General features: G+C 45.9%; 11 protein-coding genes. All 11 read left to right on the forward strand.

Features of this window, described 5'->3' with window-relative positions; translation table 11 throughout:
• The first annotated feature begins 195 nt into the window (after window positions 1–195).
• The 11 genes from TOL2_RS00995 to TOL2_RS25315 all read left to right on the forward strand — a co-directional run bounded on the left by TOL2_RS00995 (window position 196) and on the right by TOL2_RS25315 (window position 12,488).
• Window positions 196–438: a hypothetical protein gene (locus TOL2_RS00995; protein ID WP_014955702.1), complete on the forward strand. Its 243-nt coding sequence runs from the start codon at window positions 196–198 to the stop codon at window positions 436–438.
• Between the two features lie 89 nt (window positions 439–527).
• Complete coding sequence (locus TOL2_RS01000; protein WP_014955703.1) at window positions 528–749, forward strand: helix-turn-helix transcriptional regulator; 222 nt, start codon at window positions 528–530, stop codon at window positions 747–749.
• Window positions 736–3,537: a type I restriction endonuclease subunit R gene (locus TOL2_RS01005; protein ID WP_041279178.1), complete on the forward strand. Its 2,802-nt coding sequence runs from the start codon at window positions 736–738 to the stop codon at window positions 3,535–3,537. The genes TOL2_RS01000 and TOL2_RS01005 overlap by 14 nt, the downstream gene beginning before the upstream one ends.
• A 115-nt stretch (window positions 3,538–3,652) precedes the next feature.
• Window positions 3,653–4,030 carry a GxxExxY protein gene (locus TOL2_RS01010; protein WP_014955705.1) on the forward strand — a complete coding sequence of 126 codons (378 nt, stop codon included), beginning with the start codon at window positions 3,653–3,655 and terminating at the stop codon, window positions 4,028–4,030.
• 96 nt (window positions 4,031–4,126) lie between these two features.
• The gene (locus tag TOL2_RS01015) at window positions 4,127–5,824 is read left to right on the forward strand and encodes a type I restriction-modification system subunit M (RefSeq protein WP_014955706.1); all 1,698 of its coding nucleotides are present in this window, start codon (window positions 4,127–4,129) and stop codon (window positions 5,822–5,824) included.
• Window positions 5,821–7,431 (forward strand): restriction endonuclease subunit S, encoded by a 1,611-nt coding sequence (locus tag TOL2_RS23285; protein ID WP_014955707.1) that lies wholly within the window; start codon window positions 5,821–5,823, stop codon window positions 7,429–7,431. Before TOL2_RS01015 ends, TOL2_RS23285 begins: the two co-directional genes overlap by 4 nt.
• Window positions 7,432–7,443: 12 nt before the next feature.
• Window positions 7,444–9,258 carry a restriction system-associated AAA family ATPase gene (locus TOL2_RS01025; protein WP_014955708.1) on the forward strand — a complete coding sequence of 605 codons (1,815 nt, stop codon included), beginning with the start codon at window positions 7,444–7,446 and terminating at the stop codon, window positions 9,256–9,258.
• Entirely contained in the window at window positions 9,258–10,367 is a 1,110-nt protein-coding gene (locus tag TOL2_RS01030) for an HNH endonuclease (RefSeq protein WP_014955709.1), read from the forward strand. The genes TOL2_RS01025 and TOL2_RS01030 overlap by 1 nt, the downstream gene beginning before the upstream one ends.
• Before the next feature lie 19 nt (window positions 10,368–10,386).
• Window positions 10,387–11,745 carry a tetratricopeptide repeat protein gene (locus TOL2_RS01035; RefSeq protein ID WP_232508024.1) on the forward strand — a complete coding sequence of 453 codons (1,359 nt, stop codon included), beginning with the start codon at window positions 10,387–10,389 and terminating at the stop codon, window positions 11,743–11,745.
• Window positions 11,746–11,815: 70 nt separating this feature from the next.
• Window positions 11,816–12,313: a virulence RhuM family protein gene (locus tag TOL2_RS01040; RefSeq protein ID WP_014955711.1), complete on the forward strand. Its 498-nt coding sequence runs from the start codon at window positions 11,816–11,818 to the stop codon at window positions 12,311–12,313.
• The gene (locus tag TOL2_RS25315) at window positions 12,306–12,488 is read left to right on the forward strand and encodes a hypothetical protein (RefSeq protein WP_232508025.1); all 183 of its coding nucleotides are present in this window, start codon (window positions 12,306–12,308) and stop codon (window positions 12,486–12,488) included. Before TOL2_RS01040 ends, TOL2_RS25315 begins: the two co-directional genes overlap by 8 nt.
• The last annotated feature ends 520 nt before the right edge of the window (window positions 12,489–13,008 follow it).

The raw sequence follows: 13,008 nt of genomic DNA on the forward strand, positions 1-13,008 counted from the left end.
ATACTGCGAATGAACCGCAGATTTTGGTGTTACCCGATTTAAGCCTGGACGGTGGATGAGACAGAATCAAAAACACCCATGTTATAAGGGCTTTCAACGGAAACTCTCTGCAGTCATAAACGGCTTCCCGCAAAGCTGGAATCAAGCCCCAGTGTCAGGGACGCACACCGACTGCACCCCAGGCAGCACAAGGTCATGTACGACCTGCTGTTTGAAAAAGCCCCCCAAACCCTGCTGGAATTGGGAAGAATCCAAGGTACCTGGGAGCAAAGCAACCAGTGCCAGACCACCATGGAGGACTACGACAACTTATGCAAGCTCATCCAGACGTCTCCCGACCTGGACATGAACGGCTGGATGATGGTTAACGTGTTGGAAAATTTTAACCCTTGTTTTTTTCTTTCAAAAGAAAGGATGATAGATGGGTTTGTTACATAAAATCCTTGCACGTGTCATAGCAAATGTTATAACGGTTTTATTAAAATTGAACCATTAATTTAGCATCAAAATAGAATCAAGGTGGCGAAATGGCCCTAAAATCAGAAACATTTTCTGAACGTGTAAGAAAGGTACGCAGCCAGTTAGACCTGAGTCAGGAAGAGCTTGCTCATGCCATTGGTGTCAGTTTTGCCACGGTGAACCGGTGGGAGAATGGAAAGACTTTGCCATCCAAGCTGGCCAGAGTATCGTTTCAAAATTTTTGTGCCACCATGAAAAGACAGGGAATGCTTAAAGATGACCAGGTCTGAGGCCCAAACCCGAACCGAATTGATTGACAGAGAACTGGCGCAGTCCGGTTGGAATGTCAACGATCCCACCCAGGTGATTGAAGAGTTCGATATTTTGACATCTGCTCCTGATGGCGTTGCAGAATCTGTCTCCAACTATGGGAACCATCAATTCAGTGATTACGTTTTATTGGGCAAAAACGGAAAACCCCTGGCTGTTGTTGAAGCCAAAAGCACCAGTAAGGATGCTGCCATAGGTCGCGAACAGGCCAAACAGTATTGTTACAACATTCAAATCCAGATCGGCGGAAAACTCCCTTTCTGTTTTTATACAAATGGCCATGAGATTTTTTTCTGGGACCTTGAAAATTATCCCCCGCGCAGAGTGATGGGGTTTCCGACCCGTGAAGACCTGGAGCGTTTTCAGTACATTCGCCACAACAAAAAACCACTCACCCATGAGTTCATCAATAAGGATATTGCCGGTCGTGACTATCAGATCCGGGCCATACGCTCCGTATTAGAGGCCATCGAAGCAAAAAAACGGGACTTTTTACTGGTCATGGCCACCGGCACAGGTAAAACTCGTACGTGCATTGCAGTGGCCGATGTACTCATGCGCACAAGCCATGTGGAGAGAGTTTTATTTCTGGTGGATCGGATTGCCCTGCGCGAACAGGCATTGTCTGCGTTTAAAGAGCACCTGCCTAACGAACCACGGTGGCCGAATGTGGGAGAAAAACTCATTGCCGGGGATCGCCGTATTTATGTCTCCACCTATCCGACCATGCTCAATATTCTTCGGGAAAACGACCGGAAGCTGTCCCCCCATTTTTTCGATTTAATTGTTGTTGATGAAAGCCACCGCTCCATTTACAACACCTTTGGTGAAATCCTCGACTATTTCAAAACCATGACCTTAGGGCTTACTGCAACGCCCACCGACATCATAGATCATAACACCTTTAAGCTTTTTCATTGTGAAGACGGCCTGCCCACCTTTGCCTATACGTTTGAAGAAGCGGTTAATAATGTCCCCCCTTACCTTTGCAGCTTTCAGGTTATGAAAATTCAGACCCGGTTTCAGATGGAAGGCATCAGCAAACGTACCATCTCACTGGAAGATCAAAAAAGACTGATATTGGAAGGCAAAGAAATCGAAGAGATCAACTTCGAAGGCACTCAGCTTGAAAAGCAGGTGGTGAACAAAGGCACGAACATCCTTATTGTAAAAGAATTCATGGACGAGTGCATCAAGGATCACAATGGTGTCCTGCCCGGAAAAACGATTTTTTTCTGCTCCTCCAAAGCCCATGCAAGACGGATTGAAACCATTTTTGATCAGCTCTACCCCCAATATAAGGGAGAGCTTGCCAAAGTGCTGGTATCAGATGACCCAAGGGTATACGGAAAAGGCGGACTGCTTGACCAGTTTACCAACAACGATATGCCGCGTATTGCCATCAGCGTCGATATGCTGGATACCGGCATTGACATCCGGGAACTGGTGAATCTTGTTTTTACAAAACCGGTTTATTCTTACACCAAATTCTGGCAGATGATCGGTCGCGGTACCCGTTTGCTGGAACCTAAAAAAATAAAACCCTGGTGTACACAAAAGGATGTGTTTCTGATCATCGATTGCTGGGACAATTTTGAGTACTTCAAACTGAACCCAAAGGGCAAAGAGCTGACACCCCAAGTGCCGTTGCCTGTAAAACTGGTTGGACTCAGAATAGATAAAATTGAAACCGCATTAACCAAAAATAAACCCGATATCGTTCTCCGGGAAGCCGGAAAGCTAAAAGAGCAGATCCGTTTGTTGCCGCAAACCTCCGTGGTAATCAAGGAGGCTGCGGCCCTTCTTTCAGACGTTGGTAAAGCCTCTTTCTGGGACACCCTGACCCATGAGAAACTCCACTGGTTGCGAATCCATATCAAACCCTTGTTCAAAACCTTTTCAGATGCGGATTTTAAAGCCATGAGGTTTGAAAGAGATCTGCTGGAATACACTCTGGCAGTGCTGAATGAAGAAACGATAAAGGCCGAAACCTTAAAAACAGGTATCGTCGAACAGATCAGTGAACTTCCGCTCAGTGTTCCCTTTGTAAAACTGGAGGAAAGCCTGATACGATCTGCTCAGGGCAATCACTACTGGCGCAGTATCAGTGACCATGATCTGGATTCCCTGTGTGACAAGCTCGGCCCTTTAATGAAATTTTGTGAACAGGAAGACCCCGGCGCAAACCAAGTCCACCTCAATCTTGCCGATAAACTGCACAACAAGGAGATGGTGGAATTCGGCCCGCAGCATGAAGCGGTGAGTATTTCCCGTTATCGTGACATGGTGGAAGCACTGATTATGGAACTTACAAGCAGCCATCCAATACTTCAAAAATTACAAAACGGCAAGGACGTCACTGCACAAGAAGCCCAGGCGCTGGCGGAGCAACTTCATTCAGAGCATCCGCATATCACCGAAAGATTGCTGCGGCAGGTTTATAAAAATAAAAAGGCCCGCTTTATCCAGTTCATTCGTCATATTCTGGGCCTTGAAGTGCTGAAAAGTTTTCCTGAAAGCGTCAGTGAGGCGTTTGAGCAGTTCATTCAGCAGCACACCACCCTCAGCAGCCGACAACTGGCATTTTTAAATCTGTTGAAAGAGGTGGTTATTGAACGGGAAGCCATTGAAAAGAAAGATCTGATCCATGCACCGTTTACCGTGATACACCCCCAGGGCATCCGGGGCGTGTTCAGCCCGGCTGAGATCAAAGAAATCCTGTCGCTGACTCAAAGGCTTGTTGCATAATTGAACAACGGACTGGAGGCAGGTGCCATTATAATAATAAACCACGGAAAACACGGAATTATTTTATAGAAACATTTTCCGTGTATTCCGTGGTTGAAAAAAGGAAAAAACAAAAATGGGTCAATTGCTGTTCGAGGAAGAGAGTTTTGCCATAAGAGGTGCTGTCTTCGAGGTATACAGAGAGATGGGTTCAGGCTTTTTAGAACACGTGTACCAGGAGTGCCTTGAAAGCGAGCTTTCCTCAAAGGGCATTCCCTTTGTATCTCAACCGGAATTGACATTGAAGTATAAGGGCAAACAGCTACGGCAGACATATAAGCCGGATCTGATTTGTTATGAAACGATTATTGTCGAACTGAAAGCGGTGAAAGCCATTGCCCCGGAGCATAAAGCACAGGTATTGAATTATTTGAAGGCGACCGGCCTGAGGCTGGGCCTGCTGATCAACTTCGGCAGCCACCCAAAAGTACAGATTGAAAGACTAATATTATAAACCACGGAAAACACGGATAGCACGGAATTTTAATTTTTACTTCTTAACTCTTTCCGTGTTTTCCGTGTATTCCGTGGTTAAAAAAAGGACAAAGCAATGCTGCAACACAATGCAGAACTGAAAAGTAAAATCGACCAGCTCTGGAACAAATTCTGGGCAGGCGGCATATCAAACCCCCTCACAGCCATCGAACAGATCACCTATTTGTTGTTTATGAAACGGTTGGATGAGCAGGACCTCAAAAAACAGGCAGATGCCGAATGGACAGGCGAACCCTACACTTCCAAATTTGAGGGCACATGGATTCCCCCTGAATATCGCCCAAAAATCCTCGATACCGATTCTGAGGCCGAACAAAAGAAAAAAATTGAAGCGTCAAAAAAATACGCAATCGACAGGAAAGGCCTGCGCTGGAGCGAATTCAAGCACATGCAGGCGGAGGATATGCTCTCCCATGTGCAGGGCAAGGTGTTTCCGTTTTTAAAGGATATGAACGGCACCGAATCCAACTTTACCCACCATATGAAAAATGCGGTCTTTATTATCCCTAAACCCTCGCTTCTGGTGGAAGCGGTTAAAACCATTGATGAGATTTTTCTTGTCATGGAAAAAGATGCGGAGCAAGGGCAGAACTTTCAGGATATTCAAGGAGATGTGTATGAATATCTGCTGTCGGCAATCGCCAGTGCCGGTAAAAACGGCCAGTTTCGAACCCCCCGCCATATCATCAAACTCATGGCCGAACTGGTGCAGCCCCAGCTTGGACATCAAATCTGTGATCCGGCCTGCGGAACGGGCGGATTTCTGCTGGGCGCCTATCAGTATGTGGTGACCCGGCTGGCAATGAAAGCAGGGTCAGCCCGGTTGACACCGGATGAAGACGGTTTTATCCGCACCTCGGTGGCTGCTGCTTTAAGCGCTGAAGCCCAGGCCATTCTCGACACCTCCCTGTTCGGCTTTGATATCGACGGCACCATGGTTCGCCTGGGGCTGATGAACCTGATGATGCACGGCATTGATGAACCCAAACTCGACTATAAGGACACCCTCAGCAAAAGTTTTGATGAGGAATCCTGTTACGACATTGTCATGGCCAACCCGCCCTTTACCGGCAGTGTGGACAAAGGGGATATCAACGAACGGTTCCAGGCAGGCAGCCCCAAATCGGAGCTCTTGTTTCTGGAAAACATCTATCATCTGCTGAAAAAAGGCGGCACCGCCGGTGTGATCATTCCCCAGGGAGTTCTCTTCGGCAGCGGCAAGGCCTTTAAAACGGTCCGGCAGATGCTGCTCGACCGCTGTGATCTCAAAGCCGTGATCGCCATGCCCAGCGGGGTGTTTAAACCCTATGCCGGTGTGGCCACGGCCATTCTTGTCTTTACCAAAGTCTGGGGGCCAAAAGACAAAATCACCAAACCCGCCACCGAACAGGTCTGGTTTTACAACATGACCGATGACGGCTACTCCCTGGATGACAAGCGCACCAAAAAAGAGGGATTCGGAAATCTTCAGGATATTGTGGAAAAATTCCATGCCTGTGACAACACTACAGAATGGGACAGAACACAAAACTGGTTTGCCGTACCCCGTGAAGAGATCAAGAAGGAAGGGTATGACTTAAGCTTCAGCCGATACAAGGAAGAGGTGTTTGAAGAGATTGAATACGATGCGCCGTCCATGATTCTGGATCGCCTGATCAAAGCGGAAGTGGGGGATGCGGATGAAGAGCTGTTGGCGAAGGTTAACGGTGGGATTGTGAAGGAGTTGCTGGCGTTGCGGGGGATGATAGGGTGAAGGTATTCAATCTTGGTGATATCACCAACAACTTAGATAGTAAAAGAATTCCCCTTAATTCGAAAGATAGAGCAAAAAAAAGCAAACAAAAACTCTATCCATACATTGGTGCAAACAACGTACTTGAATATATTGATGAATATATTTTTAATGAAAAAATTCTTTGCATAGCTGAAGATGGGGGGAGTTGGGGGCGCAATCAAATTTGCGCAAAAATTTATAACGAGAAATGCTGGGTGAACAATCATGCTCATGTATTAACAAATAAAAATAATGTGGTATTAGAGTATCTATGTGCATACTTAAATTACGCAAATCTTAATCCCTATATCACTGGGACTACTCGTGGAAAGCTAACAAGGAAAAATTTAGACTCGATACAAATCCCCCTCCCGCCCCTCAACGACCAAATCCGCATCGCCCATTTGCTGGGCAAAGTGGAAGCCCTGATCGCCCGGCGCAAACACCACCTGCAACAACTGGATGAACTGCTTAGAAGCGTGTTTTTGGAGATGTTTGGTGATCCTCTTGAAAATCCAAAAGGCTTTCCGATAAAAAAGCTTTCCGATTTTTACGTTAATTTTAAAGAAGGCACTAAATGTGGCCCATTCGGAAGTGTACTAAAAAAGGATGAATTTGTTGATGTTGGAATAGCGGTCTGGAATATGGATAATATTGACCCTGCTGGACGTATGGTACATCCTTTTCGTATGTGGATTACTGAAGAAAAATACCAAAAATTGAGAGCTTATTCGGTTTTAGATGGTGATATCATTATTTCGCGTGCAGGAACTGTTGGAAAAATGTGTGTGGCAAAAATGGATGGTGAACCTGCAATTATCAGTACAAATCTTATACGTTTACGCTTAGGCGACAAATTACGTCCACTTCATATTGTTTCTCTTATAACCTATTGTAAAGGCAGAGTTAGTAGACTAAAAACAGGACCAGATGGTGGTTTTACTCATATGAATACCGGGATTCTTAATAATTTCGAATTTCCATACCCACCTATCGGTCTCCAAGATAAATTTGCCACTATTGTCGAAAAAGTCGAAGGCATCAAAATTCAATACCAACAAAGTCTTACCGATCTGGAAAAACTCTACGGCGCCCTAAGCCAAAAAGCCTTCAAAGGCGAACTGGATCTGTCGCGTGTACCGATGCCGGTTGAACCAGACGAGGCCGATAAAGAACTCATCGAAACAGAACCTGAGAGTGTTTTACCGGAACATAAAAAACACTTCGAGTTTTCCACGCCGGATCAAAACCAGAGAATGGCCTTGTCCAGCACCGAGGGCCGCAAGCCGGTCCTGCAGAACTGGCTGGATGAGTACCTTCAATGGTCAGGCAAGGATGCCGCCTTTTCAATCGAAACATTCATGAAAGAAGCCCAGCATAAACTTGATGAACTTGACCATGAAGCGATGCTCAGTGAACAAGGCGCTGAAGGAGCAGAACCGGTGCTTGGCATCAAAGACTACGACCATCTCAAAGAGTGGATCTTTGATCAGATCCGCAGCAACAGAATTGAGCAGACCCGAAATGCCATAAAAATGGATGATAGGGAAGAATTGGACAATACCATTATATTGAAGAACGCATAGGGCCGGATACGGATGAAACTGATACGTTTAAAAATTACGGATCCCCGGGGTTTTCGAAGTTTGCAGCCGGGGTTTGAGTATCGCTTTCGAAGTGAGTGGGCCTTGCAGGATGAGCTGGGTGAAACTCAATTTTCGGACGGTTTCAAGCCTGGTCACGGGTTTGCCCCCTTTGTCTGCGCAGGACGCAACGGCAGCGGAAAATCAAACCTGCTGGAAGCGCTTGCTGCGATCTTTTTCCAACTGGAAGTGCTGCGTGTCCGTCGCAGTTTTTTGCCTTCTGCCTTTATCTATGATGAAGAGGAGAACCCGGAAGGGTTCAGGGAGGGGGATGGTTTTCCCAACGGGTTTGAGCTGGATTACCTGATCAACGTGCCCGAGTATTTCCGCCACAAGAACAGCCCGCTGTTTGCAGCGGTTGAGATTCAAAAACTTCCGGATCAATCCCCGAAAATCATCTGGTCCAATTTCCATGAATTCAACCTTGATGAGGGTACGCTGAAACGTCTGGAATCAAACAAAGGCATTGTTGGGGCCAATGAGAGAAATGATCTGCTCCCAGAATATGTGCTGGGCTATTCCTCGGGTGAAAATGAAATCCTGAGCCTGCCGTTTTTTAAAATGCGCTTTATTCAGTTGGATGAATACCGGCACAGTCTGACCGGGCAGCTCCCCTATCCCGGCAGGCCGGAAACCCGTATGGCGTATATGGATGCCTCATTCAGTCAGGCGATTTTACTGTGCAACCTGCTGTACCATGATGCCGATACCCTGAAACCGTTTCAGACGGATATGGGGCTGGGGGATCTGCAGGAGTTCCGCATTATCATCAAACGGTCCATTCACATCAGTGCCGAACAGGCTGAGGGGTTTGGCAATGATCACCCGGCAGTGTTCATGGACAGCGACGCCGGCACCTACACCTTAAATCTGGTTGATCTGCTGGAGGCGGATCAGGATTCGGCAAAAGGCTTTGATCCGCCGATCACACGTCTGAAACGCTGTGCCACCTGTTATTTTACCGATGAATCCACGGATACGCTATATCTGGATTACTGCGTCAACGACCATACAAAACGAGCCTTTAAACAGAATTTCGATTCTGCCATTGATCTGTTTCATGCATTTCAGGTGCTGCTTACCCTGAATTTATATCCGGTAAGCGAACGCCTCAAAGCCGACCTCTACCAGTCCAACAGCCACTATGTGAGTGAAACGGTGCCGGTTCTTGCCAGTGATGAACGCATCATGCGGTTCAAGTTTGTCCGATTTAAAAAAGACGGGATCAACACCTCTGTGATTCTCAAGGATCTGTCTGACGGTGAACACCAGCTATTGCACAGCCTGGGTCTGTGTTTGCTGTTTAAAGATACCAACAGCCTCTTTCTTCTGGATGAACCGGAAACCCACTTCAACCCTGCCTGGCGGGCCAACTTCATCAGCCGGATCAGAGACTGTTTTAATGAAGGCAAGGACAAAGACCGGGAAATGCTGATAACGACCCATGCACCGTTCCTGGTATCCGACAGCGAACGTCATAAGGTACTGGTCTTTGATAAAAACCAGGAGACAGGGGGTATTTCGATCTCCCATCCCGGCTACAATACCCTTGGGGCTTCCATTAACCGGATCACCATTGAGACCTTTGATAAACGCGAAACCATCGGCGGTTATGCACAACACCTGTTAAACGGTTTCCGTGAGGAGTTCAAAAAAGGCGGAGTGGATACAGATGATCTACTCCGGCGGATTGACCGCAGGCTCGGTGATTCGGTGGAAAAGGTGCTGCTCATTAAGACCATTCTCGACAGTATAGAGGACAAAGACTGATGTTGTTCCCGTATACTTATGTTCCTCATCAAATGGAAAAGATGCAATCGTTCATTGATTTTATTTTTTTTGAGGTATGGCCTAAAGCGCTCACCGAGCAATACGGTATCCATCTTTTTGCACAGAAAAATGCTCTTTACCAAATAATGGATGAACTTTATAGACGAGATCTTGCTGGTACACTGAGGAGTGGTGCCGGGAAATGGTTTTATGAAGCTGTAAACGAAATTTTTAACGAATTTAAAAAATTAAATAATGCTGAAATTGATGAGTATTGTCAATCCTACCGGGCGAACAATTTAATAGAAACACTATGTAAAAATGTGCCGGGGAGTTCTCCTGTTCGATACTCCGATTTGAATTCATCCAAAACAGATCTCAATAACCGATTATCAGATTTTTTTAAAAAGTTGTATTCGTCGGGGTTCTTTAGGTTAAGCTTTGTGAAGAAGGCCCTGGGCTCAGATTTGAGCACATACTATACTGATTTCATTCGGGCCAACAAACCCAGATGCTGTCCATTCTGCGGACTCTTTCCGATCGATACCGAATTTGATCCAACGCGTGAGGCTTTTGATCATTATTTGCCGAAAAGCAAGTATCCTTTTAATTCTGTAAACCTGAAAAACCTAGCACCATCCTGTAATAAATGTAATTCAGGTAATAAAAAAGATAAAGATCCGCTTCACACCAAAGAAGGCACTCGGCGAAAAGCTTTTTTTCCATTTTCTAAAGTAAGTGCGGATGTTCAGATTAGGGTGGATGTTATCAACACTAATTATACAGACCCGACACCGGCAGATTTAAACATTTCTATTTCTTCACCCTCACATATTGATGAGATTCAAACGTGGAACGACCTGTTTCAGATTGAGGAACGATATAGCGCACGATGTTGCAGTGCCTCAGGTGGTTTGTATTGGAGAGCCCGTGTACTTAACGAATGCCAGAATTACGACCTTTCGGTTCAAGAAATGATGGATGCGGAAGTAAAAAGTGCACAAAGTAATCCCTGGTCCGAATCAAACTTTCTCAAAATAGCCTTCCTTGAGGGCTGTCATCGTGCAGGTCTGTTTCATCCTGTCTCAACCGAAGAATCGACGCCATGATTTTTATAGATGGAGGAATGTGAGATTGAAAAACAATCGAAAACAAAAACTGATGGATCTTGGAGCGGATGCGCTTGCAGAGGCCTTGCTTGGCCTTGCCGCCCACTCCGATGAGGCCGATGACCTGATTGAACAGCTGATTGCCACTCCCAGGGAAAATGTTCAGCGGTTTAAAAAGAAGCTTTCCAGTTTGAAACGCTCACGGCGTTTTATCGACTGGCGGGGTTCTGCAGAATTTGCACGGGAGCTTGAAATGCTGTTGCAGGATCTGAAATCAGGTGTGGATGATCCTATTACCGGGATTGAACTGGTTGCCGCATTTTACGAGGCTGACAATACCATTTTTGAGATGTGTGATGACTCCAGCGGAAATATTGGCGATGTGTTCCGCTATGATGCCAAAGAATTGTTTGCGGACTATGCCTCTCGCTGTAAAGACAAAGAAAAAATTGCGGACATCATTCTGAAGGTAAATCAAAAGGACAACTACGGCATCCGGGACACCTTGATTGATTGTGCCGGCAATTGTTTGCCCGAACCAGATATCCGTACAATGATTGCCAAGCTTCAAAAACGGGCTGATAAAGAAAAGGATGAATACAGCAAGCGTCATCACCTGGTGCTGATCGAATCACTGGCCCGACAGATCAAGGATGCAAAGCTGTTTGAAAAGACCCGCATTGCGTCATGGGGAAAGCTGTCCACTGCAGCGCTCATTGACATTGCCCGAGTCTATCTGGAAAGCGGTGATGTTGAAACTGCCCATTCCTGGCTGAAGAAAATCCCGGAAGGTGAAACCCATCAGGCATACGAACGGGATAAGCTGCTGGAGGTGATCTACCAAAAACTGGGTGATTTGGAAAAGCTGACAGAACTCCTTTATCAGAAGTTCAGATCGTATCATTCCACTGACACCCTGCAGGCGCTGCTAAATGTCATCGGCCATGACAAGCGGGATGAAGTCTTAGCCAATGAGGTGGTAAATATTCTGAAGACCGACAGACTCAGGGAATCAGATGCAGCGTTTATGATTGAAGTCGGCAAGATAGATGAGGCCGAAAAATACCTCCTGAAACGTGCCGATCAGCTTGATGGTAACCACTACGGCAGCCTGCTTTCTCTGGCAGAAGCAATGGCGGCAGACAACCGCCATCTTGTTACCAGCCTGATCTACCGCAGTCTGCTTATTTCTATTTTGGAGCGCGGTTACACCAAGGCATATCCCCATGGCATTGGCTATTTGAAAAATCTGGATAAGCTGGCGACAAGCGTTGCCGACTGGAAAGAATTTAATCATCACGAAGCTTTCAAAGCGCAGATCATTGAAGCACATGGTCGCAAAAGAAGCTTCTGGTCAAAATATGAGGTACAAAAATGAATGAACGATTTTATCTACTGAAAATAGAGCGGCTTGATATCGACAGGTATCAAAACTGGGGAGGCATTGAATGAAGAGAGATAAAAACAAGCATCTTCAGAAAGCCGGAAAAAAAAAGACTTCAATTGTCCGGCCCATTGTTCGCTCCTCGGCTGCTGAATACCTGACCTTTGTTGCGGCAACCGGAAAAGGAGGCGTCGAGGCAGTTTATGCCGATGAGAATATCTGGCTGACCCAGAAATTGATGGCCACACTCTATGACGTTGATGTCAGGACGGTTAACTATCATCTGAAAAAGATCTTCAGTGACAGTGAGTTAGAAGAAATTTCAGTTATCCGAAATTTTCGGATAACTGCCGCTGATGGTAAAAATTACAACACCAAGCATTACAATCTATCTGCCATTATAGCCGTCGGTTACAAGGTCAACTCGGAACGCGCCGTGCAGTTCCGAAAATGGGCGACTCAAATCATTCAGGAGTTCACCATCAAGGGATACACCATGGATGATGAACGTCTGAAACCAGCTCCCTATGACCATGCAGGACTGGGAAACACGCTTGAATAAATTCATCGAAGCCACTGATCGGGAAATTCTGCAGGATGCAGGGAAAGTGACCGCAGAAATTGCAAAAGCACATGCAGAAAGTGAATTTGAAAAATACCGTATCGTTCAGGATCGGCTCTTTGAAAGTGACTTCGACCGGCTGTTGAAACAGATTGAACACAAGGATGATGAATAGTTCATCCAGTTTTTCCATGCCGATCTGTGACATTACTATGTCAACTGCTGTGACAAAAACTTGCGACAAACTCACGACAAAACTTGTGATATGGCCGTTTTCAGAAGGTACCGGAACTTCCTTTTTGTCGAGTAAGATATAACAAGTGTCCATCCACAAAAGGAAGTGATTGAAATGATAGGAGAAGAAGATGAAGATCTCCGCAATCCAAATACGTATGGATTACAGTCATTGCATATGTCCGCCAGAGTCCATACCGGGATGCATAAATGTCATCCCAGGCCCGTTCCAGCTCTTCAAAGCGATTTTCGAGCTTCTGACCTTTAGGTTACACATTTGTAGTATGCACTTGCTGGGGGTATGGGACTGGTACCCTGAAGGGCAGAAACTAATCATCAAAATTATGTGTTGCTGTTTGGGCCATGGTGGAGCCGGTAAAGCTAACAGGGCTATACAGGAGTACTCGGAAGGAAATCAGAATATTAATGCAGAATAAAAACAATTGTTGAAATAAATAAAC

This window comes from Desulfobacula toluolica Tol2 (assembly GCF_000307105.1).
Taxonomy (GTDB): Bacteria; Desulfobacterota; Desulfobacteria; order Desulfobacterales; family Desulfobacteraceae; genus Desulfobacula; species Desulfobacula toluolica.

What these genes read in the sequence shown, in the direction of transcription:
- TOL2_RS01015 (WP_014955706.1), top strand. Translation starts at nt 4,127, where the DNA reads ATGCTGCAACACAATGCAGAACTGAAAAGTAAAATCGACCAGCTCTGG.
- TOL2_RS01025 (WP_014955708.1), top strand. Translation starts at nt 7,444, where the DNA reads ATGAAACTGATACGTTTAAAAATTACGGATCCCCGGGGTTTTCGAAGT.
- TOL2_RS01010 (WP_014955705.1), top strand. Translation starts at nt 3,653, where the DNA reads ATGGGTCAATTGCTGTTCGAGGAAGAGAGTTTTGCCATAAGAGGTGCT.
- TOL2_RS01005 (WP_041279178.1), top strand. Translation starts at nt 736, where the DNA reads ATGACCAGGTCTGAGGCCCAAACCCGAACCGAATTGATTGACAGAGAA.
- TOL2_RS01000 (WP_014955703.1), top strand. Translation starts at nt 528, where the DNA reads ATGGCCCTAAAATCAGAAACATTTTCTGAACGTGTAAGAAAGGTACGC.
- TOL2_RS01030 (WP_014955709.1), top strand. Translation starts at nt 9,258, where the DNA reads ATGTTGTTCCCGTATACTTATGTTCCTCATCAAATGGAAAAGATGCAA.
- TOL2_RS01040 (WP_014955711.1), top strand. Translation starts at nt 11,816, where the DNA reads ATGAAGAGAGATAAAAACAAGCATCTTCAGAAAGCCGGAAAAAAAAAG.
- TOL2_RS00995 (WP_014955702.1), top strand. Translation starts at nt 196, where the DNA reads ATGTACGACCTGCTGTTTGAAAAAGCCCCCCAAACCCTGCTGGAATTG.